Annotated in this window: 23 protein-coding genes; 16 read left to right on the top strand and 7 right to left on the bottom strand. The window is 68.6% G+C overall.

Going from position 1 to position 24,663, the window contains the following annotated elements:
* Positions 1-269: 269 nt before the first annotated feature.
* Positions 270-1,496 (bottom strand): alpha/beta fold hydrolase, encoded by a 1,227-nt coding sequence (locus CHC02_RS09660; protein WP_089391250.1) that lies wholly within the window; start codon positions 1,494-1,496, stop codon positions 270-272.
* A 328-nt stretch (positions 1,497-1,824) separates the two neighbouring features.
* On the opposite strand from CHC02_RS09660, the gene CHC02_RS09655 reads away from it, so the two are divergent.
* The 16 genes from CHC02_RS09655 to CHC02_RS09580 all read left to right on the top strand — a co-directional run bounded on the left by CHC02_RS09655 (position 1,825) and on the right by CHC02_RS09580 (position 18,381).
* Positions 1,825-3,090, top strand: a complete 1,266-nt coding sequence (locus CHC02_RS09655; protein WP_089391249.1) for a glutamate-5-semialdehyde dehydrogenase — start codon at positions 1,825-1,827, stop codon at positions 3,088-3,090.
* Complete coding sequence (nadD, locus tag CHC02_RS09650; protein WP_089391248.1) at positions 3,090-3,752, top strand: nicotinate-nucleotide adenylyltransferase; 663 nt, start codon at positions 3,090-3,092, stop codon at positions 3,750-3,752. The genes CHC02_RS09655 and nadD overlap by 1 nt, the downstream gene beginning before the upstream one ends.
* Positions 3,753-3,763: 11 nt before the next feature.
* Positions 3,764-4,117: a ribosome silencing factor gene (gene rsfS / locus CHC02_RS09645; RefSeq protein WP_009617292.1), complete on the top strand. Its 354-nt coding sequence runs from the start codon at positions 3,764-3,766 to the stop codon at positions 4,115-4,117.
* A gap of 6 nt (positions 4,118-4,123) precedes the next feature.
* Complete coding sequence (rlmH, locus tag CHC02_RS09640) at positions 4,124-4,591, top strand: 23S rRNA (pseudouridine(1915)-N(3))-methyltransferase RlmH (RefSeq protein WP_009617293.1); 468 nt, start codon at positions 4,124-4,126, stop codon at positions 4,589-4,591.
* Between the two features lie 9 nt (positions 4,592-4,600).
* A complete protein-coding gene (gene mrdA / locus CHC02_RS09635) occupies positions 4,601-6,487 on the top strand; it encodes a penicillin-binding protein 2 (protein WP_089391247.1) in 1,887 nt (628 codons plus the stop codon).
* A gap of 50 nt (positions 6,488-6,537) precedes the next feature.
* Entirely contained in the window at positions 6,538-7,641 is a 1,104-nt protein-coding gene (gene rodA / locus CHC02_RS09630; protein ID WP_089391260.1) for a rod shape-determining protein RodA, read from the top strand.
* 21 nt (positions 7,642-7,662) lie between these two features.
* A complete protein-coding gene (gene mltB, locus CHC02_RS09625; RefSeq protein ID WP_089391246.1) occupies positions 7,663-8,685 on the top strand; it encodes a lytic murein transglycosylase B in 1,023 nt (340 codons plus the stop codon).
* Positions 8,682-9,713 carry a septal ring lytic transglycosylase RlpA family protein gene (locus CHC02_RS09620; RefSeq protein ID WP_089391245.1) on the top strand — a complete coding sequence of 344 codons (1,032 nt, stop codon included), beginning with the start codon at positions 8,682-8,684 and terminating at the stop codon, positions 9,711-9,713. Before mltB ends, CHC02_RS09620 begins: the two co-directional genes overlap by 4 nt.
* Positions 9,714-9,802: 89 nt before the next feature.
* The gene (locus CHC02_RS09615) at positions 9,803-10,963 is read left to right on the top strand and encodes a D-alanyl-D-alanine carboxypeptidase family protein (RefSeq protein WP_089391244.1); all 1,161 of its coding nucleotides are present in this window, start codon (positions 9,803-9,805) and stop codon (positions 10,961-10,963) included.
* Between the two features lie 195 nt (positions 10,964-11,158).
* Positions 11,159-11,449, top strand: coding sequence for a DUF493 domain-containing protein (locus CHC02_RS09610; protein ID WP_074981961.1), 291 nt, complete (start codon positions 11,159-11,161; stop codon positions 11,447-11,449).
* The gene (gene lipB, locus CHC02_RS09605; protein ID WP_089391243.1) at positions 11,449-12,111 is read left to right on the top strand and encodes a lipoyl(octanoyl) transferase LipB; all 663 of its coding nucleotides are present in this window, start codon (positions 11,449-11,451) and stop codon (positions 12,109-12,111) included. The genes CHC02_RS09610 and lipB overlap by 1 nt, the downstream gene beginning before the upstream one ends.
* A complete protein-coding gene (gene lipA / locus CHC02_RS09600; RefSeq protein ID WP_009617302.1) occupies positions 12,108-13,091 on the top strand; it encodes a lipoyl synthase in 984 nt (327 codons plus the stop codon). Before lipB ends, lipA begins: the two co-directional genes overlap by 4 nt.
* Before the next feature lie 377 nt (positions 13,092-13,468).
* On the top strand, positions 13,469-14,011 hold the full coding sequence (locus CHC02_RS09595; RefSeq protein WP_139210175.1) for a fimbrial protein: 543 nt from the start codon (positions 13,469-13,471) through the stop codon (positions 14,009-14,011).
* Between the two features lie 47 nt (positions 14,012-14,058).
* Positions 14,059-14,790, top strand: coding sequence for a fimbrial biogenesis chaperone (locus tag CHC02_RS09590; protein WP_089391241.1), 732 nt, complete (start codon positions 14,059-14,061; stop codon positions 14,788-14,790).
* The gene (locus CHC02_RS09585; RefSeq protein WP_244160889.1) at positions 14,787-17,342 is read left to right on the top strand and encodes a fimbria/pilus outer membrane usher protein; all 2,556 of its coding nucleotides are present in this window, start codon (positions 14,787-14,789) and stop codon (positions 17,340-17,342) included. The genes CHC02_RS09590 and CHC02_RS09585 overlap by 4 nt, the downstream gene beginning before the upstream one ends.
* A gap of 34 nt (positions 17,343-17,376) precedes the next feature.
* Positions 17,377-18,381: a fimbrial protein gene (locus tag CHC02_RS09580; protein ID WP_089391240.1), complete on the top strand. Its 1,005-nt coding sequence runs from the start codon at positions 17,377-17,379 to the stop codon at positions 18,379-18,381.
* Positions 18,382-18,801: 420 nt separating this feature from the next.
* On the opposite strand, the gene CHC02_RS09575 is transcribed toward CHC02_RS09580, so the two are convergent.
* The 6 genes from CHC02_RS09575 to CHC02_RS09550 form a co-directional block, all read right to left on the bottom strand.
* Positions 18,802-20,082 (bottom strand): lytic murein transglycosylase, encoded by a 1,281-nt coding sequence (locus CHC02_RS09575; RefSeq protein ID WP_089391239.1) that lies wholly within the window; start codon positions 20,080-20,082, stop codon positions 18,802-18,804.
* Between the two features lie 101 nt (positions 20,083-20,183).
* On the bottom strand, positions 20,184-20,474 hold the full coding sequence (locus tag CHC02_RS09570; RefSeq protein WP_089391238.1) for a hypothetical protein: 291 nt from the start codon (positions 20,472-20,474) through the stop codon (positions 20,184-20,186).
* 179 nt (positions 20,475-20,653) lie between these two features.
* Positions 20,654-21,820 (bottom strand): porin family protein, encoded by a 1,167-nt coding sequence (locus tag CHC02_RS09565; protein WP_089391258.1) that lies wholly within the window; start codon positions 21,818-21,820, stop codon positions 20,654-20,656.
* 76 nt (positions 21,821-21,896) lie between these two features.
* Positions 21,897-23,180 carry a purine-cytosine permease family protein gene (locus CHC02_RS09560; protein WP_244160890.1) on the bottom strand — a complete coding sequence of 428 codons (1,284 nt, stop codon included), beginning with the start codon at positions 23,178-23,180 and terminating at the stop codon, positions 21,897-21,899.
* A gap of 229 nt (positions 23,181-23,409) precedes the next feature.
* Positions 23,410-23,562, bottom strand: coding sequence for an alternative ribosome rescue factor ArfA (gene arfA / locus CHC02_RS09555; RefSeq protein WP_089391236.1), 153 nt, complete (start codon positions 23,560-23,562; stop codon positions 23,410-23,412).
* 82 nt (positions 23,563-23,644) lie between these two features.
* A complete protein-coding gene (locus CHC02_RS09550; RefSeq protein ID WP_089391235.1) occupies positions 23,645-24,601 on the bottom strand; it encodes an AraC-like ligand-binding domain-containing protein in 957 nt (318 codons plus the stop codon).
* Between the last annotated feature and the right edge of the window lie 62 nt (positions 24,602-24,663).

Raw genomic sequence — 24,663 nt, 5'->3', positions numbered from 1 at the left:
ACTTCGAAGCGCTGTTGCCGTGGAACTGCCCGCCGACGAGCGCATCCTGATCACCGCAACTCGTCAAAGGAAGACGGGGTTTATGGAGCGGATACGTTGCAGTGGAGCGCTGTTGTGATTGGTTGGATACTCTCATGGCAGGTCGTTATGAACTCCCGGTCGCTGCGAGAGAGTGCTGTCGCAGAAGCCCTGCGATGGGGTGTCCTATCTTGTATTCAGTTCATGCGTAGGGCGGATAACCGCTCGCGGTTATCCGCCGTTCCGTCGTGTCAGGCTGCGCAGGCGCCTTGCTGCAACGGCACCACCATTCCCGCCAGGCTGGCGCTGGCCTGGGGATCGCCGTGGGGGAAGATGAAGGCCATGCCCTCCGTGGTGCGGCGCAGCGGCAGGATGTCCAGTTCCTCCACGCCCGGGATGGCCAGGCGCCAGCCGCGTTGCGGCAGTTCGGCCGGCAGGTCGGCGTGGACCAGTCCGCCGAAGTAGCCGACTTCCGCCAGTTCGGCGCGCCATTGGCCGCCGTCGGCGTGGCTGAGCAGGGCGCGCGGTTGCGGTGGCGCCAGGCGCGGTTCGAAGCGGCGTTCCAGGTGCGGCAGCTGCGCGCGCTGGAAGCGCTTGCTGCCGGCGGCGTTGCGCGGCAGCGCCTGGCCTTCGAGGAACGGGGCGTACAGCCGGGCGCAGGCGCCGCGGCGTTCGAACTGGGCCAGGTGGTCGGCGTCGTGGATCAGGGCGAACTCGGCGTCCGTGCAGGCCAGGGCGAACTCGGCGTGCTCCCAGGGCTGGGTGAAGTGGTCGTATTCGCCGGCCAGCACCAGGGTCGGGCACTGCGGGTGGCGCTGGAAGCCGCCGAAGGCCAGCAGGCGCCGGCTGTTCTGCCGGTAGCGCTCGACCTCCGCCGGCGTCAGGCGTTGCAACTGGCGCAGCAGGGCCTTGCGGAACACCGGGGAGACGCCGGTATCGGCCAGGCGCAGCGGGTTGACCAGGCCGGTCAGCACGCCGTTGGCGAAGGGTTCGTGCTGGCCCAGGTCCAGGCGCGCCAGGGCTTCCTCCAGCAGGGCGCGGGCGCCGGGGCGGCCGAAGGCGGTGATGCCGGCCAGCAGCAGGCGCGCGCAGCGCCCGGGGTGGCGGGCGGCGAAGAGGGCGGCCAGGGCCGAGCCGTAGGACAGGCCGATGGGCATCAGCGGCGGCAGGCGCAGGGCCTCGGCGAAGGCGGCGATCAGGTCGGCCAGGTCCTCCAGGCTCAGCTCCGGCGCCAGTTGCAGGTTGCCGCCCTGGCTGGGCAGGTCGAGGAGGATCACCGGGTGCCCGGCGAGCAGCTCGCTGACCTCGCTGGCGAAGGAGCGGAAGCTCTGGAAGGCGCCGCCGAGCAGCAGCACCGGTGGACGCGGGTCGTCCGCGCGGTGGGCGAAGGCCTGGTAGTGGAGTTGCCAGCCGTCCAGTTCGAGCACCGCCGGGGCGGCGCTGAGCGTCTGGGCGCTGTAGTCGGTGCGGTAGCGCATGGCGAACCTCCGGCGGTGTTCCGCCTGTTGTCGTTCTTCCCTGGCGTGCCGGATGGCGAAAGGCTGGCGTGGTGCGGCCGGGTGGCTCCAAGGTAGACAGAGGCCGGCCTTTTGTTTACCCAACCTTCGGGCGGGCGAAATCGCAACGGACTGTTGCCGGGCGCCGCGGGTGTCACCGTTCCGCGGCCGGGGCGCGGCCCGCGGCGCCCGGGCGGCGTTACCGGCGTCGTGGCGGGACGCCCTGTCTACCGGCTGGCTGCTGTGGCTGGGCGGGCGCAGGCGGGGCCGCTATAATCGCGCATTTCCCTCACGCAGACGCGTACGAACCATGACCGAGTCCGTCCTCGACTATATGAGCCGCCTGGGCCGCGCCGCCCGCGAAGCCTCGCGCGTCCTCGCGCGGGCTTCCACCGCGCAGAAGAACGCCGCCCTGCTGGCCGCCGCCGATGCCCTGGACGCTGCCCGCGAGCAGCTCGCCCACGCCAACGAGCAGGACCTGGCCGCCGGCCGGGCCAATGGCCTGGAGCCCGCCATGCTCGACCGCCTGGCGCTGAGCCCGGCGCGCATCGACGACATGATCGAGGGCCTGCGCCAGGTGGCCAAGCTGCCGGACCCGATCGGCGAGATCCGCGACATGCGCTTCGTCCCCTCGGGCATCCAGATCGGCAAGATGCGCGTGCCCCTGGGCGTGATCGGCATCATCTACGAGTCGCGGCCGAACGTGACCATCGACGCCGCCAGCCTGTGCCTGAAGTCGGGCAACGCCACCATCCTGCGCGGCGGCTCCGAGGCCATCCACTCCAACCAGGCCATCGCCCGCTGCATCCAGCAGGGCCTGGCCGCGGCCGGCCTGCCGGCGAGCGCCGTGCAGGTGGTCGAGACCACCGACCGCGCCGCCGTGGGCGCGCTGATCAGCATGCCGGAGTACGTCGACGTGATCGTGCCGCGCGGCGGCAAGGGCCTGATCGAGCGCATCAGCCGCGAGGCCAAGGTGCCGGTGATCAAGCACCTGGACGGCGTCTGCCACGTGTTCATCGACGAGTCGGCCGACCTCGGCAAGGCCATCCGCATCGCCGACAACGCCAAGACCCAGCGCTACGCGCCGTGCAACACCATGGAAACCCTGCTGGTGCACAAGGCCATCGCCGAGCGCGTGCTGCCGCCGCTGGCCGCCATCTACCGCGACAAGGGCGTGGAGCTGCGCGGCGACGCCGCCACCCGCGCGCTGCTGGGCGCCGACGTGCTGGAGGCCACCGAGGAAGACTGGCGCACCGAATACAACGCGCCGATCCTGTCGATCCGCATCGTCGACGGCCTGGACAGCGCCATCGAGCACATCAACACCTACGGCTCGCAGCACACAGACGCCATCGTCAGCGAGAACTTCAGCAACGCCCGGCGCTTCCTCGCCGAGGTGGACTCGGCTTCGGTCATGGTCAACGCCTCGACGCGCTTCGCCGACGGCTTCGAGTACGGCCTGGGGGCGGAGATCGGCATCTCCACCGACAAGCTGCACGCCCGCGGCCCGGTCGGCCTGGAAGGCTTGACCAGCGAGAAGTACGTGGTCTTCGGCGACGGGCACGTGCGCACCTGATGGGCAAGCAACGCCCGCGGCGGATCGGCCTCTTCGGCGGCACCTTCGATCCGGTGCACATCGGTCACCTGCGCAGCGCGCTGGAGACCGCCGAGCTGCTGGGGCTGGACGAACTGCGCCTGCTGCCGGCGGCGCGCCCGCCGCACCGCGGGGCGCCGCAGGTCTCGGCGCAGCAGCGCCTGGCCATGGTCGAGCTGGCGGTGGCCGGCGTCGCGCCCCTGACGGTGGACGCCCGCGAGCTGGCCCGGGACAAGCCGTCCTACACCATCGACACCCTGGAATCGCTGCGCGCGGAGCTGGGGAGCGAGGTGCAGCTGTTCCTGATGGTCGGCTGGGATGCCTTCTGCGGCCTGCCCGGCTGGCATCGCTGGGACGAACTGCTGCAGCACTGCCACATGCTGGTGCTGCAGCGCCCGGATGCCGACGTGGAGGCGCCGGAAGCCCTGCGCGACCTGCTGGCGGCGCGCAGCGTGGCCGACCCCAACGCCCTGTCCGGCGCGGCTGGGCAGGTCACTTTCATCTGGCAGACGCCCCTGGCGGTGTCGGCCACCCAGATCCGCGCCCTGCTGGCGCAGGGGCGCTCGCCGCGCTTCCTGGTGCCGGACGCGGTATTGAACTACATCGAGGCGCACGGGCTGTACCGCGCGTCCCTGGCAAACTAGAGAGTCATTCAATGCAAACCGAACAACTGGTCGAGCTGGCCGTCGCCGCTCTGGAAGACATGAAAGCGCAGGACATCACCGTCCTCGACGTGCGCGACAAGACCAGCATCACCGACGTCATGGTCATCGCCTCCGGCTCCTCCAGCCGCCAGGTCAAGTCGCTGGCCGACAACGTCCTGGAGAAGGTCAAGGAACAGGGCGTCAAGCCCATTGGCAGCGAAGGCCAGGAAGGCGGCGAGTGGGTGCTGATCGACCTGGGCAACGTGGTGGTCCACGTCATGCAGCCGGCCACCCGCCAGTTCTACGACCTGGAGCGCCTCTGGCTCGGCGCCGAACAGAGCCGCGCCCACCACAGCGGCGAGTAAGCGCCCTTGCGCCTGCGTCTGATCGCGGTCGGCTCGCGCATGCCGCGCTGGGTCGAGGAGGGCTGGCAGGAGTACGTCAAGCGCCTGCCGTCCGAGCTGTCCCTGGAACTGGTGGAAATCCCGCTGAACACGCGCGGCAAGAACGCCGACGTGGCGCGGCTGATCCGCCAGGAGGGCGAAGCCATGCTGGCCAAGGTGCAGCCCGGTGAGCGGGTGGTGACCCTGGAAGTCGAAGGCAAGCCCTGGAGCACTCCGCAGCTGGCCGCCGAACTGGACCGCTGGCGCCTGGACGCGCGCACCGTCAACCTCATGGTCGGCGGCCCGGAAGGGCTGGCGCCGGAGGTCTGCGCGCGCAGCGAACAGCGCTGGTCGCTGTCGCCGCTGACCTTGCCGCACCCGCTGGTGCGCATCCTGGTGGGCGAGCAGATCTACCGCGCCTGGACGGTGCTGTCCGGGCACCCCTACCACAAGTAGCCGTACTCGATGCCGCAGCCGATACAACTCAAGGACCACGAGAAGGACGCCCGCCTGGTGCGCCGCCGGGTCGTCGTCGGTGCGGTGGCGATCTTCCTCCTGGCCCTGGTGCTGGTGGCGCGCATGTACCACCTGCAGGTCACCCAGTACGAGTACCACTCGACGCTGTCGGAGAACAACCGCGTCCACGTCCAGCCGATCCCGCCGAACCGCGGCCTGATCTACGACCGCAATGGCGTGCTGATCGCCGACAACCGCCCCAGCTTCAGCCTCACGGTCACCCGCGAGCGCACCGAGAACCTGCAGCAGGAGCTGCAGGCGCTGGTGGAGATCCTCGGCCTGACCGAGGAGGACAAGGCGATCTTCGAGAAGCGTATGAAGCAGGGCCGGCGGCCGTTCGAGCCGGTGCCGATCATGTTCGAGCTGTCCGAGGAGCAGATCGCCCGCATCGCCGTGAACCAGTACCGCCTGCCGGGCATCGACGTCACCGCGCAGTTCGTCCGCCACTACCCGCTGGGCGAGCACTTCGCCCACTCGGTGGGCTACGTCGGGCGGATCAACGAGGCCGAGCTGAAGGTGCTCGACCCGGTCAACTATTCCGGCACCCACCACATCGGCAAGACCGGCGTGGAAAAGTTCTACGAGGCCGAGCTGCACGGCACCGTGGGCTACGAGGAGGTCGAGACCAACGCCCGCGGCCGCGTGCTGCGCGTGCTCAAGCGCACCGACCCGGTGCCGGGTAAGGACATCGTCCTGAGCATCGACAGCAAGCTGCAGGCCAAGGCCGAGGAGGCCCTGGGCGGGCGCCGCGGCGCCATCGTGGCGATCCAGCCGGCCACCGGCGAGGTGCTGGCGATGGTCAGCCAGCCGAGCTACGACCCCAACCTGTTCGTCACCGGCATCAGCTTCAAGGACTACTCGGCGCTGCGCGACTCCATCGACCGCCCGCTGTACAACCGCGTGCTGCGCGGCCTGTACCCGCCGGGCTCGACGGTGAAGCCGGCGGTGGCCCTGGCCGGCCTCGACGCCGGGGTGGTCACGCCCGGCTCGCGGGTCTTCGACCCCGGCTACTACCAGTTGCCCAACTACGACCACAAGTACCGCAACTGGAACCGTTCCGGCGAGGGCTGGGTGAACCTGGAGACGGCGATCATGCGTTCCAACGACACCTATTTCTACGACCTCGCCCACAAGCTGGGCATCGACAGGCTGCACGACTACATGAGCCGCTTCGGCTTCGGCCAGCGCGTGTCCCTGGACATGTACGGCGAATCCCCGGGGCTGATGCCCTCGCGCGAGTGGAAGCGCGCCACCCGCCGCCAGGTCTGGTTCCCCGGCGAGACGCTGATCCTCGGCATCGGCCAGGGCTACATGCAGTCCACGCCGCTGCAGCTGGCGCAGATGACCGCGCTGATCGCCAACCACGGCAAGTGGATCCGCCCGCACCTGGCCAGGACCGTCGACGGCCAGCCGCCGGTCGACCCCGAGCCGATGCCGGACATCGACCTGCGCGAGCCGGGCAACTGGGAACTGATCGACTCCGACATGCAGCAAGTGGTGCACAATGCCCGCGGTACCGCGCACAAGGTCGGCGCCGCCTCGGTCTACCGCATCGCCGGCAAGTCCGGTACCGCGCAGGTGGTGGCGATCAAGCAGAACGAGCGCTACGACCGTTCCAAGCTCAACGAGCGCAACCGTGACCACGCGCTGTTCATCGGCTTCGCCCCGGCGGACAACCCGCAGATCGCGGTGTCGGTGATGGTGGAGAACGGCGAGTCCGGCTCAGGCGTCGCGGCGCCGGTGCTCAAGCAGGTGATGGACGCCTGGCTGCTGGACGAGAGCGGCAAGCTCAAGCCCGAGTTCGCGCCACAGGTGGCGGAGGCGCCGAAGCCATGAGCATGAACATGAACCCGAACTTCGACCGCACGCTGTCCAACGAGGACGTGATGAAGCGGCGCGCCAGCCTGCTGCAGCGGCTGCACATCGACGGCCTGTTGCTGCTGCTGTTGCTGGTGCTGGGCGCGGCCGGCCTGTTCGTCCTCTATTCGGCCAGCGGCAAGAGCTGGGACCTGCTGCTCAAGCAGGCCTCGTCCTTCGGCCTGGGCCTGGTGATGATGTTCGTCATCGCCCAGATCGAGCCGCGCTTCCTGGCCCGCTGGGTGCCGCTGGGCTACCTGATCGGGGTGCTGCTGCTGGTGGTGGTGGACGTCATGGGCCACAACGCCATGGGCGCCACGCGCTGGATCAACATCCCCGGGGTGATCCGCTTCCAGCCCGCCGAGTTCATGAAGCTGTTCATGCCCATGACGCTGGCCTGGTACATGTCCAAGCGCAACCTGCCGCCCAACCTCAAGCACCTGGTGATCAGCCTGGCGCTGATCGGCGTGCCCTTCGTGCTGATCCTCAAGCAGCCGGACCTGGGCACCGCCATGCTGGTGCTGGCCTCCGGCGCCTTCGTGCTGTTCGTCGGCGGCCTGCAGTGGCGCTGGATCCTCGGCGCGGTGACCGCGGCGGTGCCGGTGGCGGTGGCCATGTGGTTCTTCGTCATGCACGATTACCAGAAGCAGCGCGTGCTGACCTTCCTCGACCCGGAAAGCGACCCGCTGGGCACCGGCTGGAACATCATCCAGTCAAAAGCAGCCATCGGTTCCGGCGGCGTATTCGGCAAGGGCTGGCTGCTGGGCACCCAGTCGCACCTGGATTTTTTGCCCGAAAGCCATACGGACTTTATCATTGCCGTACTCGGCGAAGAGTTCGGCCTGGTGGGGGTCTGCCTGCTGCTGGCCCTGTACCTGATGGTGATCTACCGCGGACTGGTGATCACGGCGCAGGCCCAGACGCTGTATGGCAAGCTGCTGGCCGGCAGCATCACCATGACCTTCTTCGTGTACGTATTCGTCAACATTGGTATGGTCAGCGGGTTGCTGCCGGTCGTGGGGGTTCCGCTTCCCTTCATCAGCTACGGCGGAACTTCGCTGGTGACGCTGATGTCAGGGTTCGGGGTTTTGATGTCGATTCATACGCACCGGAAATGGATCGCCCAGGTTTGAAGAAGAAACGTTGAGACCAGAGTGAAGAAAGGAATGCAGATACTGCGCGAGTGGGCCGTCAGGGGTGTCCATTGGGTGGGACTGGCCGGGGCCATCGGCTTCGGTGGCGCCGCCCAGGCGGGCGACTACGACGGCTCGCCCCAGGTCGCCCAGTTCGTCGGGGAAATGACCCGCGACTACGGCTTCGCCGACGAACAGCTGCTCTCGCTGTTCCAGGACGTCGAGCGCAAGCAGTCGATCCTCGACGCCATCTCCCGGCCCGCCGAGCGCGTCAAGCCGTGGAAGGACTACCGGCCGATCTTCCTCACCGACGCGCGCATCAAGCGCGGCGTGGAGTTCTGGAACCAGAACGCCGAGGCCCTGGCCCGCGCGGAGAAGGACTACGGCGTGCCGGCCCAGTACATAGTGGCGATCATCGGCGTCGAGACCTTCTTCGGCCGCAACACCGGCAACTACCGGGTGATGGACGCGCTGTCCACCCTGGCCTTCGACTACCCGCCGCGCGCCGACTTCTTCCGCAAGGAACTCAAGCAGTTCCTCCTGCTGGCCCGCGAGCAGCAGGTCGACCCGCTCGGCCTGAACGGCTCCTACGCCGGCGCCATGGGCCTGCCGCAGTTCATGCCCAGCAGCTTCCGCGCCTACGCCGTGGACTTCGACGGCGACGGCCACATCAACATCTGGACCGACCCGACCGACGCCATCGGCAGCGTCGCCAGCTACTTCAAGCAGCACGGCTGGCATGCCGGCGAGCCCGTGGTGTCGCAGGCCGAGCTGAGCATGGACAGCGCCCAGGACGCCATCACCCAGGGCCTGGAGCCGCAGATGAACCTCGGCCAGCTGCGCGCGGCGGGCTGGCGCACCCATGACGTGCTGCGCGACGACCTCAAGGTCACCGCCATCCGCTTCGAAGGCGCCGATGGCCCCGAGTACTGGGTCGGGCTGCCCAACTTCTACGTGATCACCCGCTACAACCGCAGCGCCATGTACGCCATGGCGGTCCATCAGCTGGCCGGCGAGATCGTCCGGGCGCGAGGTGTCCAGTGAACCAGCGACTGAAGCGACCGGGCTTCTGGTCGGCGGCGGCGTGCTTCGGCCTGAGTGCCGTGCTGCTCGCCAGCTGCACCAGCTCCCGGGCTCCGCAACCGGCGAAAAGCGGCGGCCTTTCCGGGCCGATGGACTACAACCGGCCGCACCGCGACGGCGCCCCCTGGTGGGACGTCGACGTGTCGCGCATCCCCGACGCCGTGCCGATGCCGCACAACGGCCCGTTCAAGAACAACCCCTACACCGTGCTGGGCAAGACCTACTACCCGCTGAGCGACGCGCGCGCCTACAGCGTGACCGGCACGGCGTCCTGGTACGGCACCAAGTTCCACGGCCAGGCCACCGCCAACGGCGAGATGTACGACCTCTACGGCATGACCGCGGCGCACAAGACGCTGCCGCTGCCCAGCTACGTGCGGGTGACCAACCTGGACAACGGCAAGAGCGTCATCGTCCGCGTCAACGACCGCGGCCCCTTCTATTCCGACCGCGTCATCGACCTGTCCTTCGCCGCCGCCAAGAAGCTCGGCTACGCCGAGAGCGGCACCGCGCGGGTCAAGGTCGAGGGCATCGACCCGCAGCGCTGGTGGGCCGCCCAGGGCCGCCCGGTGCCCATGGTACTGGCGCAGCCGAAGATGGCGCCGGCGCAAAGCGCGCCGGTTGCCAGTGCGCAGCCGCAGGCGGTGGCCATGGCCCAGCCGATCGAGGTCTACACCCCGCCGCCGGCGCAGCACGCCGCGCCCGTGGCGCCGGTGCAGGTCGACTCAAAAAAAAACGCTTCATTACCAGCCGCTGGCCTGTATCTCCAGGTGGGTGCCTTCGCCAACCCGGACGCTGCGGAACTGCTCAGGGACAAGATCAGCGGCATGACCTCGGCCCAGGTCTTTATCAGCTCGGTCGTGGTCAACAGGCAGACCCTGCACCGGGTACGCCTGGGGCCGATCGGAACGCAGGATGAAGCGGCGCGGATGCAGGACAGCATCCGCCTGGCCAACCTCGGCCAACCCAAGCTGGTGCGCCCGGACTGAACGCGGCGCACCGATGAAGCGGCACGCCAGAGGCCGCCCGGGAATTCCCCCAAGGGATTGTTTGACCATTAGTGAACCCAGAGAGACGGATGAATATCATCACCATCGCCAAACGCCTGTCCATGCTCGTGTTGCTCAGCGCCCCCGTGGCCGGCTGGGCGGCTGAATCCGTTGTCCCCGCCGCGCCGCAACTGGCGGCCAAGGCCTGGGTGCTGATGGACGGCGCCAGCGGCCAGGTCCTGGTGGAGAACAACGCCGACGAGCGCCTGCCCCCGGCCAGCCTGACCAAGCTGATGACCGCCTACATCGCCACCAAGGAGATCGAGGGCGGGCGCATCGCCGAGAGCGACCAGGTCACCGTCAGCGAGCACGCCTGGCGCACCGGCGGTTCGCGCATGTTCATCAAGCTGGGCTCGCAGGTGTCGGTCAGCGACCTGCTGCACGGCATCATCATCCAGTCGGGCAACGACGCCTCCGTCGCCCTCGCCGAGCACATCGCCGGCAGCGAGGACGCCTTCGCCGACATGATGAACAACACCGCGCAGAAGCTGGGCATGACCAACTCCCACTTCATGGACGCCACCGGCCTGCCGAACCCGGAGCACTACTCCTCGGCCCGCGACATGGCGACCCTGGCCCGCGCCATCATCTACGGCGAGCCGACCCACTACGCCATCTACGCCCAGAAGGAATTCCTCTGGAACAACATCAAGCAGCCCAACCGCAACCTGCTGCTGTGGCGCGACAAGACCGTCGACGGCCTGAAGACCGGCCACACCGAGGAAGCCGGCTACTGCCTGGTGGCCTCCGCCGTGCGTGACGGCCAGCGCATGATCGCCGTGGTGTTCGGCACCAACAGCGAGCAGGCCCGCGCCGCCGAGACGCAGAAGCTGCTGACCTACGGCTTCCGCTTCTTCGAATCGCAGACCTTCTACAAGAAGGGCGCCGAGCTGACCAAGGCCATGGTCTGGAAGGGCGCCGAGCATGAAGTGAAGGCCGGCCTGTCCGAAGACCTGACCATGACCGTGCCGCGCGGCCAGCTCAAGCAGCTGCAGGCCAACATGGTGCTGCAGCCGCAGCTGATGGCCCCGATCCAGCAGGGCCAGGTGATCGGCAAGGTGGAAGTGAAGCTGGGCGACAAGGTCGTGCGCACCTCCGACCTGGTGGCCCTGAACGCCGTGGAGGAGGGTGGTATCTTCCGCCGCCTGTGGGATAGCATCCGCCTGTTCTTCTACGGCCTGTTCAACTGACCGACGGTCCCCCGGGCTCGTACTTTTGTATACAAGCCCGGGAATTTCTACGCATGCGCGCGCCCGACTCAGGTAAAATGCGCGCCTGCGCCTGATCGACCTCCCCGTGGCGTCGGCAGCCGTCAGGTCCGATCCATCCGGAACCTCCCGACCCGGGAGCTTCGTACGGAGGCGGGCTACCCGCCCGCGACAGCCATGACTGAAACCACTGATACCAGCACTCCCCCCGCGCCCAAGATCGAGTTCCCCTGCGAACGCTACCCGATCAAGGTGATCGGTGACGCCGGCGACGGCTTCGCCGACCTGGTCGTGGAGATCATCCAGCGCCATGCGCCGGACCTGGACGTCACCACCCTGGTGACCCGCGACAGCCGCAACGGTCGCTTCCTCTCGGTGCAGGTGCTGATCACCGCCACCGGCGTCGACCAGTTGCAGAACATCCACAGCGACCTGCGCGCCAGCGGTCGCGTGCACATGGTGCTGTGATGCCCGGGGCCGGTCCTTCCCTGGGCTTCCGCGAACTCGGCGTGCTGCCCTACGAGCCGACCTGGCACGCCATGCAGCGCTTCACCGCCGAGCGCGACGAGGGCACGCCCGACGAAGTCTGGCTGCTGGAGCACGAGCGGGTGTTCACCCAGGGCCAGGCCGGCAAGGCCGAGCACGTGCTGCTGCCCGGCGACATCCCGGTGGTCCAGGTGGACCGCGGCGGCCAGGTGACCTACCACGGCCCCGGCCAACTGGTGGCCTACCTGCTGCTCGACGTGCGCCGCTCGCACCTGGGCGTGCGCGAACTGGTCACCCGCATCGAACAGAGCCTGATCGGCCTGCTCGAGGGCTTCGGCGTCAACGCCGTGTCCAAACCCGACGCCCCGGGCGTCTACGTGGACGGCGCGAAGATCGCCTCCCTCGGCCTGCGCATCCGCAACGGCCGGTCCTTCCATGGCCTGGCGCTGAACGTCGACATGGACCTGGAGCCTTTCCGTCGTATCAATCCCTGCGGCTACGCAGGCATGGCCATGACCCAGCTGCGCGAGCTGGCCGGCCCCGTCACCCTGGCCGAGGTGCGCGAACGCCTGCGCGGCGAACTCACCGAGCGTCTTGGCTACGCTGAACAGAAGACCCTAACGGGCGGGATCGAACTGAGATGAGCACTGTTGTGGAGACCCCGGGCCAAGGCAAGCCGGGCAAGGTGGAAGTCGGCGTGAAACTGCGCGGCGCCGAGAAGGTGGCGCGCATCCCGGTGAAGATCATCCCCACCGAGGAACTGCCGAAGAAACCCGACTGGATTCGCGTGCGCATCCCGGTCTCCCCGGAGGTCGACCGCATCAAGCAACTGCTGCGCAAGCACAAGCTGCACAGCGTCTGCGAAGAGGCCTCCTGCCCGAACCTGGGCGAGTGCTTCTCCGGCGGCACCGCGACCTTCATGATCATGGGCGACATCTGCACCCGCCGCTGCCCGTTCTGCGACGTCGGCCACGGCCGGCCGAAGCCGCTGGACGTGGACGAGCCGACCAACCTGGCCATCGCCATCGCCGACCTGCGCCTGAAGTACGTGGTGATCACCTCGGTGGACCGCGACGACCTGCGCGACGGCGGCGCCCAGCACTTCGCCGACTGCCTGCGCGAGATCCGCAAGCTGTCCCCCGGCATCCAGCTGGAAACCCTGGTCCCGGACTACCGCGGGCGCATGGACATCGCCCTGGAAATCACCGCCGCCGAGCCGCCGGACGTGTTCAACCACAACCTGGAAACCGTGCCGCGGCTGTACAAGTCCTCGCGTCCGGGTTCGGACTTCGAGTGGTCGCTGGACCTGCTGCAGAAGTTCAAGCAGCTGGTGCCCCACGTACCGACCAAGTCCGGCCTGATGCTCGGCCTGGGCGAAACCGACGACGAAGTCATCGAGGTCATGCAGCGCATGCGCGAGCATGACATCGACATGCTGACCCTCGGCCAGTACCTGCAGCCCTCGCGCAACCACCTGCCGGTGCAGCGCTTCGTGCACCCGGACACCTTCGCCTGGTTCGCCGAGGAAGGCGCGAAGATGGGCTTCAAGAACGTCGCCTCCGGCCCGCTGGTGCGTTCCTCGTACCATGCCGACCAGCAGGCCCACGGCGGCAAGATCGGCTGAGCGCCCCTGTCGCGATGAAAAGGCCGGCCCGGCAACGGGCCGGCCTTTTTCATGGGCGCATGTCTTGGCCCCGTGTCCATCCGTCTCCCGCCGCCATCCCCTCTACCGCGCCCCCTCCGGGGGAGCGCAGCGGCTTGTTGCATGTGCGTGATGGCACTTTGCCAGAAAACCCTCTGGGCCCCGGGCACCCCGGCTGACCGCCGGGGAGGCCGGGTTCGCCGTTCTTAATTGCCATTTCCTACGATTTATAGGGGGTTTCTTACCTTAATCCATTTTCTCATTTGCCCGACCATTTGTTCGGGGCCCCGGAGGCCCCGGACAACCAACGTGTGGAGCCCGGCAAGGGCAGCCACCGCATTGACCTGGAGTTCGAACAAATGAGCAAGAAGCTGATAGCCGCCCTGGCCAGCCTTTCACTCGCCGGCCTGTCCGGTACGGCGCTGGCCGCCGACGGCACCCTCACCTTCGAGGGGGTGATCAATAGCAAGACCTGCATCCTGGACCCCGGCAGCGCCAGCCAGACCGTCAACCTGCCGCCGGTGAGGGCCTCGGAATTCCAGAACGCCGGCCAGGCGGTCGGCGAGCAGACCTTCTCCCTCAAGGCCAGCGGTTGCGACGCCGACGCCATGGTCGCGGCGGTGTTCGCCAGCGGCGGCAACGTCGACCCGGCCACCGGCAACCTGAACAACACCATCCCCACCAGCGCCGGCGGCACCGATGCGCAGGTCGCCCTGTACCAGGGCGACGGCAGCACCAAGCTCGACCTGAGCGACCCGGCCAGCTCCGGCGGCTACCAGACGCAGACCGATGGCTCGGGCAACGCCACCCTGGAGTTCGTCGCCAAGTACATGTCGAAGAACGCCACCACCGCCGCCGGCGTGCTCAAGACCAACCTGCAATACACCATGAGCTACCAGTAAGCCCGCCGCCCCGGGGGCACCTCCCCGGGGATACCATCGAGGTCTTCATGAGCATCCCCAAGCGCGCCGTCGCAATGATGGCAGGGCTGGCCTTTGCCGCCAGCCTGAGTTCCGCCACCTGGGCCGCCGTCAGCGTCCAGGGCACCCGCCTGGTCTATCCGGCCAGCGAGCGCGAGATCACCGTCCGCCTGAGCAACGACGGCCAGGTGCCCGCGTTGATGCAGGTGTGGATCGACCGTGGCGACATCCAGGCCCAGCCCCAGGATGCCGACGCGCCCTTCGTCGTCACCCCGCCGATCTTCCGCCTGGACCCGGCCAAGGGCCAGTCGGTGCGGGTCGCCTTCAGCGGCGAGAACCTGCCCGCCGACCGCGAGTCGCTGTTCTGGTTCAACGCCCTGGAAATCCCGCCGATGCCCGAGGCCAGCGAGCGCAGCTACATGCAGATCGCCGTGCGCTCGCGGCTGAAGCTGTTCTACCGCCCGCCGGCGCTGGCCGGCAGCGCCGCGGCGGCGGCCCGCGCGGTGCGCTGGCAGGTGCTGGAGCAGGGCGGCAAGCGGGTGCTGCGTGGCGACAACCCCTCGCCCTACCACGTCTCCTTCGCCAGCCTGGGGCTGCGGCAGGGCGGGCGTAGCCACGACCTCGGCCCGGGCATGATCGAGCCCTTCGCCAGGGGCGATTTCGCCCTGCCCGCCGGCGTGCGCCCCGACGGGCTCGTGCTGGAGTACCGCTGGATGAGCGACTACGGCGTGGCCAACGAAGAGCGGGTGGAGGTGCCGTGAACGGGCGACGACCCCGCGCCGAGCTGATCCGCTACTGGAGCGGCCGCCGCGGCAGCGCCGTCGCCCTCGGCACGCTCGCCGCCCTGCTGGCCGGCCTGCCGAGCCTGGCCGGCTGGGCGAACGAGCAGCCGCTGCGCTTCGACACCGACTTCCTGCGCAACGCCCCGGGGCAGGACATCGACCTGTCGCGCTTCGAGCAGGGCAACCCGGTGCAGCCCGGCCGCTACACCCTGGACCTGTACCTCAACGGCAACTGGATGGGCCGCCAGCGCCTGGAGATCGACGCGGACGCCGGGGTGTGCTTCAGCCGCGAACAACTGCGCGAACTCGGCCTGGCCGAGGAACGCCTGCCAGCGGCGAGCCGCGCCGCGCTGGAGGCCGCCGAGCCGGGCTGCGTCGACATCCAGCGCCTGCTGCCGGACAGCCGCGCCACCCCCGACCTGGCCGACATGCGCCTGCAGCTGAGCATTCCCCAGGCCTACCTGCGCCGGGTGCGCGCCGACCAGGTCGACCCGGCCGACTGGGACAGCGGCGTGACCGCGGCCTTCGTCGACTACAACGCCAATGCCTACCGCAACGAGGTCAACGGCCGCAGCTCCGAGCAGTACTACGCCGGCCTCAACAGCGGGCTGAACCTGGGCGACTGGCGCCTGCGCCACAACGGCAGCTACAGCCGCGTCGACGGGCGTTCGGACTACAACTCGGTCAGCAGCTACGTCCAGCGCGACATGGCCGGCCTGAAGTCGCAGCTGACCCTGGGCGAGTACTACACTCCGGCGGACCTGTTCGACAGCGTGCCCTTCACCGGCGTGCAGCTGGCTTCCGACGAGCGCATGCTGCCCGACTCGCAGCGCGGCTTCGCCCCGGTCATCCGCGGCGTGGCCGAGAGCAATGCGCGGGTCACGGTGCGCCAGGGCGGCAACATCCTCTACGAAACCACGGTGGCGCCCGGCCCCTTCGTCATCGACGACCTCTACGGCACCGGCTATGCCGGCGACCTGGAGGTCACCGTCAGCGAGGCCGACGGCCGCGAGCGACGCTTCACCGTACCCTTCGCCAGCGTGGCGCAGTTGCTGCGCCCCGGGGTGTCGCGCTACAGCGTCAGTGCCGGCAAGTACCGCGACGAGCGCCTGGACAGCACGCCGAACTTCGTCCAGGGCACCTACCAGCGCGGCCTGTCGAACCTGTGGACCGGCTACACCGGCAGCCTGGTCGCCGACAACTACCTGGCGTTGCAGGGCGGCCTGGCGCTGAGCACCTCGCTGGGCGCCTTCGCCTTCGACGTCACCCGTTCCCGCGCCTCCGGCCTGGACCCGTCGCACGGCCTGGGCGGCAGCGCCAGCGGCGAGAGCTACCGGCTGAGCTACAGCAAGCTGGTGGAAACCACCGGCACCAACTTCATGGTCGCCGCCTACCGCTTCTCCAGCGAGGGATACCTGGGCCTGGGCGAGTTCGCCGAGCTCAGCGAAGGCTCCGGCGGCCTGGGGCGCTTCCGTCAGCGCAACCGCTTCCAGGCCAACATCAGCCAGCCGCTGGGCGAGGGCTGGGGCAACTTCTACCTCAGCGGCTCGGCGCAGAACTACTGGAACGCCGGCGCCGGCAGCGACGTCAGCTACCAGGCCGGGTACACCAATGGCTGGCGCTGGGGCAGCCTGAACCTGTCGGCGAGCCGCACCCGCTCGCTGTCCGGCGAGAGCCAGAACCAGTACCTGCTCAGCCTCTCGCTGCCCCTGGGCTACACGCCCGGCGCGCCCTTCCTGAGCAGTTCGTACAGCCGCACCGACAATGGCACCAGCGACGCCCAGCTGGGCCTGTCCGGCGCCCTGGGCGAGGCGGGCAGCTTCAACTACGGCGTCTACGCCTCGCGCAGCCGCAACGAGGGTGGCAGCAGCGCCAGCAGCGGCGCCAACGCCCAGTATCGCTCCGCAGCCGCCACTCTCTCTGCCAGTGCCAGCGATGGCGATGGCTACCGGCAACTGGGCGTGGGCGCCAGCGGCAGCCTGATGGTGCATGGCGGCGGGGTGAACTTCAGCCCCGACCAGGGCGAGACCAAGGTGCTGGTCGAGGCCAGCGGCGCCGCCGGCGCCCGCCTGCTGAACAGCTATGGCGCGCGGGTGGCCGGCAACGGCTATGCCTTCGCCAGCGGCCTGATGCCCTATCGGCGCAACCAGGTGGCGCTGGACCCACGGGGCCTGGCCGAGGACGTCGAGCTGGAAGCCACCGAGCAGACGGTGGTGCCGACCTTCGGCGCGGTGGCCCTGCTCAGGTACCCGACGCGCAGTGGCCAGCCGTTGCTGCTGACGCTGCGCGATGCGGCCGGCGGCAAGCTGCCGGTGGGCGCCGAGGTACTCGACGTCGCCGGCACCAGCCTGACCCTGGTGGGCCAGGGCAGCCGGGTGTTCCTGCGTGCCGACCAGGCGCAGGGCGAACTGCTGGTGCGCTGGGGCGCCAGCGCCGACCGCCAGTGCCGCGCCAGCTACCAGTTGCCCGAAGGCAAGCCCGAGGGCCAGCCGTTCTTCCTGGTCGAATCGCTATGCCGTTCTTCCACCTGATGCACGGGGCCGCAAGTTGCCCTGGAGGCTCCGTATGCCGAGAGTGATGCTATTGCCACTGCTGTTGCTGTTCCTCGCGCCGTCGGCCTGGGGTTTCAGCTGCTCCTTCGCGGATGGCTACCAGAAATCCAGGTTCCCCATCTCCATCGACAAGGTCGTTTCCTCGCCGCGGGACAAGCCGATCGGCAGCGTTCTGCATGACTTCACCTGGCAAACGGCGACTGGGGTGACCATCGACTGCGGGGGGTGGCCCTGGGAGCGGGGCACCGTGCAGGGGTGGCTCGCCGGCGGGTTTGGCGCGCCGGTGCAGGGCATCCCCGGCTACCCCAATGGCGACCTGATGGAGAGCGGCATCCCGGGCGTGGGCATCCAGGTCTGGTGGTGCAACTATGCATCCGACTGCCCGAGCCCGCCTGCGGCCAACCGCAGCACCTCGCTGGTGCAAAGGTTGAACTGGGGTTTCCGCGGCGGTACCTATGTGCCGCGGAACATCTGGTGGGTGCGGCTGGTGAAGACCGGTGAGATACAGGCCGGGGCCCATGGCTTCAACGGCATGGCCACGGTGCGCTATGCCGACCTGGATATCGCCGAACTGACCGTCCACGGCACCGTCAGCACCGCAGTCCCGGCCTGCCGTATGCAGACGCGCGATCTGGTGGTGCGCATGCCCACGGTCCACGTCGGCGTCTTCCAGCGGCCGGAGGAAACGGGCGCCGTCGAGCGGCCCTTCGACATCGTCCTGGACTGCGACGCGGGCATCCGCCTGAGCTACCGGATCGACCCGCTGCACGGCATGGAAACCCCCTTCATCATGCGCAACCGCCCGGGTGCCGGCATGGCGAACGTCGGCATCCAGATCCTGAAGGCCAACACCGCCACACCCGAGACGGTGCAGCTTGCCGTCAAGCATGCCTACCTGGACGCCACCGAAGTGGGCCTGCTGCGCATGCCGTTCCTGGCCAGGTATGTAGCCATGTCGCCAGGGGCCACGCCGGGGCTGGTCTCCACCTCGGCCATGCTCACCCTGAGCTACGAGTGATGCGCTGCACGATCGAGGCCGCGATGCTCGTCAGGCAGGTGGATGCCGTTTCGGTGGGGTAGGCGTTCCGGCAGGCGCTAGTAGTCCGTAATCCATGGCTGACGCTGCCGGGCACCGCTTCCCACTCTTTCCTCTTGCAGGACTCAGGGGCAATTCGCCTGGGCTGTCAGGGGGCTGTTTATTCGGAGCCATCCTGCGCTTCATCATGGGGGCAGGTGGGAGCCGGGACGATAGGCGAACGCCGTCACTTTCGCCCCAGGATCCGCTGAAGCTCGGGTTGACCGACGATCGTACCTGGTCGGAAGTCTCGGTGCGGCGGTACGGTGAGGGCTTCGGCGTTGTTCACCTTGTTCACCTTGTTCTACGAGTGAGGAGGGGGATGCCGGTGCGAGCCGGCGCCGCCGGCTCGCACGGTGGGCTTCAGTCGCCCTGCTGCAGGTGCGCCAGCAGCGCCGGCGTGGGGTAGCCGTCGGCCGGCAGGCCCTGGCTCTGCTGGAAGGCGCGGATGGCCGCACGGGTATTGGCGCCGATGATGCCGTCCGGGTTGCCCGGCTGGTAGCCGCGGGCGGCCAGGCCTTCCTGCAGGGCGATGCGCTCGCTGCGGCTGAGCGGGCGGTCTTCCACCGGCCAGCCGGCCTCGATGCGGCCCAGGCCCTTGAAGCTGTCCGACAGCAGCCCGACGGCCAGGGCGTAGGCGGTGGAGTTGTTGTACCTGAGGATGGCGCGGAAGTTGTCCAGCACCAGGAAGGCCGGCCCGCGGTAGCCCGCCGGCAGCAGCAGCGAGGCCGTGGCCTGGGGGTTGCCCGGCAGGCGCCCGCCCACCGGCTGCACGCCCAGGCGCAGCCATTCGCTGATCGGCTTGCGGATGCCCATGTCGGCCTGGGCGTAGTCGAAGCCCTGGGCCAGGCGCACCTCGAAGCCCCAGCTCTGGCCGGGCTTCCAGCCCGAGGCCTGGAGGTAGTTGGCGGTGGAGGCCAGGGCATCGTCGGCCGAGCGCCAGATGTCGCGGCGGCCGTCGCCGTCGAAGTCCACCGCGTACTGGTCGTAGGTGGTGGGGACGAACTGCGTCTGGCCCATGGCGCCGGCCCAGGAGCCGACCATGTCGGTGGCCGGCACGTCGCCGTGCTGGATGATCCGCAGGGCGCTCAGCAGTTGGCCGTGGGCGTAGTCCGGGCGGCGCCCCTCGTAGGCCAGGGTGGCCAGGGAGCGGATCACGTTGCGCTCGCCCATGTTGCTGCCGAAGTTGCTTTCCATGCCCCAGATCGCCACCACGGCCTCGGCATCCACCGTGTAGCGGCTGTCGATGCGCTGCAGCACCGCGGCGTTCTGCGTCAGCTTGCCCTGGCCGTTGCGGATGCGCGCCGGCGACACGGCGCCGGCCAGGTACTCCCACACCGGGCGGGTGAACTCCGGCTGGGCGCGGTCGGCGGTGAGCACCGCCGGGTCGGGCTCGAGACCGGCGAAGGCCTGGTCGAAGGTCTGCGGGCTGATGCCGGCGGCCAGGGCCTGCTGGCGGAAGCCGTCGCGCCAGGCCTCGAAGCTGATGGAAGGCAGCGGCTGGCCATCGGCGCCCTGCAGCGCGGTGGCCGCGGACGGCGGCGAGTTCGCCGCCGGCGCGTCGGCGCAGGCGGAGAGCACGCAGGCACTGAGGAGGGTCAGGCAGAGGGGGAACAGGCGGAAGGGTGAAGCGGGTGTGCGCATTGCGCTCCTCGGCGGGTTCTTCAGGCAGCGGCCACCTTAGCATGCGGACGACGGGGCGTCTGCCGCCGGGCCGGGTGCCACGATGACAGGCTGTTGCAGGTTCAGGGGGAGGACTTGGCCTTGGCGGCGCTCTGTTCCAGTTCCTTGAGCATCTGCTCGTAGGCCGCGCAGTCGTCCGGGCGTTCCTTGCTGGAGCGGCTCTTCTTCATGGCGGCGAGCTGTTCGTTGAGGCGCTTGGCGGTCTGCGGGTCGCGCTGGGTGATGGAGGCGACCTTTTCCGCCACCTGGCGCCCCTTGGCCTCGGCTTCCTGGTCGGAACAGAAGGCCCAGGCCGAATTGGCCACGGGCAGCAGGGCCAGCACCAGGCCGGCGGCGAGTGTCCTGGTGTTCATCGTGCATCTCCGGGTATCCTGTCTATTCCATGGAGGCCGCGCGGGGGCAGGAGTTCCATCGATCTTGCCGGAGGGCGGGCAGCGGCCATGCTCGCCTGCACCCCCGGCACCGTTCGCCGGGGAAGCCTCCGTGCTTCCCCTGCGGGTGGATGCCACCTGTCGCGGGGGCAGGCCGGGCCTCAGAAGTAGTAGCCGATGTTGCTGTACAGCTGGTTTTCCCAGTGGCCGGTGCCGCCGGCGCCCAGGCTCTGGGTGTAGTCGCTGCCGCCGATGTACGGGTCGTTCCTGCCGTGCAGCCATTCCAGGGCTATCCACAGCGGGCCGAGGCTGAACGAGCTGCCCAGGATGAGGCGCTGGGAGTCGCTGAAGGCGCTTTCGTCCTTGTCGAACAGGCTGTAGTTGCCGTAGACCTTGATGCCGGAGAGCCAGCCGTAGCGGCCGGGGATGTCGTAGCTGAGGTCGGCGACGTAGAGGTTGCCCCTGGCCGCGACGTTGAAGGTGCCGTCGAAGCTGCCGAAGCTGACCAGTTCGTCGGTTCCCGGGTTCTTCGCATTCATCTGCTGGCGTGTCGCCTGCGCCTGGATGCCCCAGGGGCCGCGCTTGCCGCTGTAGTGCAGGGCGAAGGCGTAGCGGCTGCCGTTGTCGTCGGTGTCCCGGTTGTCCAGGGTCGAGCCCAGCACGGAAGCGCCGATCTCCGAATTCCAGCCGCCGGCTTCGAACTTGCGGGCCAGCCGGCCGACCAGGATGTTGCGTTCATGGTTGTCGCTGCCGCCGGCCACGTAGTCGTCGGCCGTGGCCACGCTGGTGCCGTAGGTGCGCCCGCCGCGGCTGGTGCCGCGCCCCTGTTCCGCCGGGATGGGGTAGTAGGCGGCCTGCAGGTCCCAGCCATCGGTGTTCTGCAGGTATTTCACGCCGATGTCCTGGGTGTCTTCCAGGCCTATCACATTGCCCAGGGTCTCGAAGAAGGTGCTGCCGAAATACGGCAGCAGGCCGAACGGGATGGGCGTCTGGCCGACCTGCACCTGGCGCTGCGCGGAGAACCTGTAGCCGACCCAGGCGTATTCGGCGAAGGCGATGTCGCCGACCCGGTCGGTGTATTCGTAGGGGTAGGCGTCGCCATAGAAGCGGTACTTGGCCGCGGCTATCCAGGTGTCGGAATGGTAGTCGGCGGTGAGGAAGAAGGTGTCGAAGCTGAACTTGGAAATATCCCGGTCAGGGTCGTAGTCCAGGCGGCCGCGCAGGGCGCCGCCGAGGTCGAGGTCGTCGGTGATGGATACCGCGTTGGCCGGGTGGGCCAGCAGGGCCAGCGGCAAAATGCAGGCGATAAGCCGGAGATGCAGTTGCATCATGGACTGCTCCAATGTTTGTCGGTTCTTGTTGTCGGGAGCGGGCGGCGCCGGGCCGCCCGTGGCCTGGGCCCGGTCAGCCGATGTCGCTTCCGGCCAGCGGGCGGCGGGCGAGGGAGGGCGCCCACAGGTAGCCGAGGAAGGCCAGGCAGAAGGAGGCCGGCGCGGAGAAGCTGGACAACTCGGCATGGCCGAGCAGGGCGATGCCCACCGCGGCGGAGAGGAACCAGGCCAGCAGGCCGCGGGTGTTGAAGGCGGGCAGTTGCGCGGGATAGCCGCCCGGCTGGCCGCGCGTCCTGCGGATCTGCGCCAGGGCGATCGCCACCCAGGAGACGATGAAGATGCTCTGGTACGACAGCGCCTGGAGGATGTAGCCGAAGACGTCCAGCAGCATCAGCAGGTAGACCAGCGTCCCGGTCAGCAGCGCCCAGGCCGCGTAGGGCACCCGGCCCAGGCCCAGGCGGGCGAAGAAGGCCTGCATGTTGGTCGCGGCGAGGAAGAAGTTGCCGGTGTTGATGCGCGTCTGGGTGATCCAGACGAACAGCAGGCCGCCCAGCCCCATCAGCTTGATGATCGCCAGCACCACCGAGACCTCGCTCAGGCCGCCGTCGCCGGGGATGGTGGCGGCGAGGAAGATGCCGACCATGCCGTTGAGCAGGAAGGTGACCACGTAGAAGGGCATGCCGAAGTTCACCCGCGCGTGGTAGTCGCTATCCTCGGGCCGGCCGTAGCGGGCGTAGTCCCAGGTGTACATCATCAGCACCCAGACGCCCATGAAGTAGGTGAAGCAGTTCCACCAGCCGTGCGCCACCGGGCCGCCCGGCGGCGTCAGCTCCAGCCAGGCCGTGGAATAGCCGTATTCGGCGATGCTCATGCCGACCAGGGCGAACAGGCCGATGAGGTAGAGCGGCAGCAGCAGGCCGTTGAGCTTGTCCAGCCGGCGCATGGTGTTGCCGAAGATCATCAGCACGCTGTAGATCACGACCACCAGCGCCGAGGCGTGGGTACCCAGGGCGGGGAAGCTGTGCTGCAGCGCCACGGCCATCACCGAGCCCTCGAACACGCTGTAGTAGACCGCCGTGGCGCAGAAGATCAGCGTGGCCAGGGCCGCGCCGGCCTTGCCGAACAGCACCTGGGAGAAGAGCGCCACCGACAGCCCGCTGGCGATGGCGTAGCGGCTGATGATCGCGTTGATTGCCCCGTAGCTGAGTACCGACAGCAGCAGGCCGATGAGTGCGTTGAGGGTGCCGTAGCCCATTGCCAGCGCCGCGGCGACCACCAGGTAGAACATCGCGCTGCAGATGCCCCACCAGGCCATCGTCAGCGAGCCGCGGCCGAGCCGCTGGGCCTCGGGAATCACTCCCGCGGCGAGTTCCGTGGATGAAGCCGAATTCGAGATTGCTCCTGCCATGACCGTCCCCTTGTTGTTGTTGAAATGAGCGGTTGCACGACAGTAGGGGAATGGCCTGGCCGGGTATTTGCCGACAGCGCAGGAAGTTTTGTCGGCCAGCGCAAGCGGGCGGGCAGGGGCTTAGGCAGGGGGAGGGGGAAGGGCGAAGAGGGTGGTGCGGGGGGCTTTGGAGGGGATTTCAGGCTGCCAGAAACAACGAAGCCTCCCAGTTGCGGGAGGCTTCGCGGCGGTAGCTGCCTTTGCCTTTGAGCGGCTGTTCCTGGCGGCTGCGGAACAGCGGTTGGGCTACCAGGGACTTGGCCTTGTTCGGCCGTTTGGCTTTCTTCGCCATGGTCTTCTCCTCGGGACGAACGCCCGCCCATTGCGGGCATCGGCATCATCGGCGCTTTCAGCGGGGATGTCCAGGCCGCAGGTCAGTTGATCCGCGCCGCCCTGCGCAGCTCGCCGGGCGCGATGCCGTAGCGGGCCTTGAAGGCGCGGTTGAAGTGGGCCTGGTCGGCGAAGCCCCAGCGGTAGGCCAGCTCGCCGATGGACGGCGGTGGCGGCGTGGCCAGCAGGGCATCGTGGCACGCCTGCAGGCGCAGTTCGCGGACCCACTCCTGCACGCTGCGGCCGCTGCCCTGGAACAGCCGGTGCAGGTAGCGCACCGAAATGCCGCAGGCCTGGGCGATGCCGGCGGGGTTCAGGCTGCTGTCGTCGAGGTGGCGGTGGATGTGCTGCTCGACGCGGCGCAGGTGGGCCGCGGCGACGGCGCTGGACTGGCTTTCGCCGGGGTGCTGGCGTTCCAGGGCCATGCCCAGCAGTTCGAGCAGCTGGCGGCTCAGGCGCTGGCCGTCGCCGGGTTCGAGCTCGCCCAGGCGGCGCGCGCTGAGGGCCAGGTAGTCGGCGAACAGCGCACCGGCGCCGCGGGTGGCGTCGAAGTTCAGCGCGCAACGCTGGTCGGGCGTGGCCACGTGGCGGCGCAGGGTGCGTTCGGGCAGTTTCAGCACCCACAGGGCGTTGCTCTGGGCGTAGAGGAATTCGTAGGGTTCGCCGCTGCGTTCCAGCACGAAGCTGCCGGGCTGGCAGACGGTACGGCGGCCGCGCTGGGTAAATTCGAAACAGCTGCGCAGGGGCAGGGAGAGCAGAAACGACTCGTCCTCGCACTGGCCGAGATGGTGGTTCTGGCGGCGGTAGCGCAGGGGGGAGGAGTCGAGGTAGGACAGGCTCAGGTCGCCCAGGCTGAAAAGCTCCAGCCGGCCCTGGAAGCTTTCGCCTGCCATGTAGTCCAGTTCCAGCGGGAAATAGGTGTCGCTGACGCAACGCTTCCAGTATTCCTGGCGTTGCGCGCCGGCAATGGCGGTGGTGTCGAAGCTGGTTTGCTTGGTCATGGCAGAAGCGCTTGCAGCGTGTTCGGGTTGTAATGTCCATGCAGCTCTTGTGCCTTGATGGC

The organism is Pseudomonas delhiensis, assembly GCF_900187975.1.
Classification (GTDB): Bacteria; Pseudomonadota; Gammaproteobacteria; order Pseudomonadales; family Pseudomonadaceae; genus Pseudomonas; species Pseudomonas delhiensis.
The sequence above is the reverse complement of the archived record's forward strand: the minus strand, read 5'-3'. Positions and strand labels throughout refer to the sequence as shown.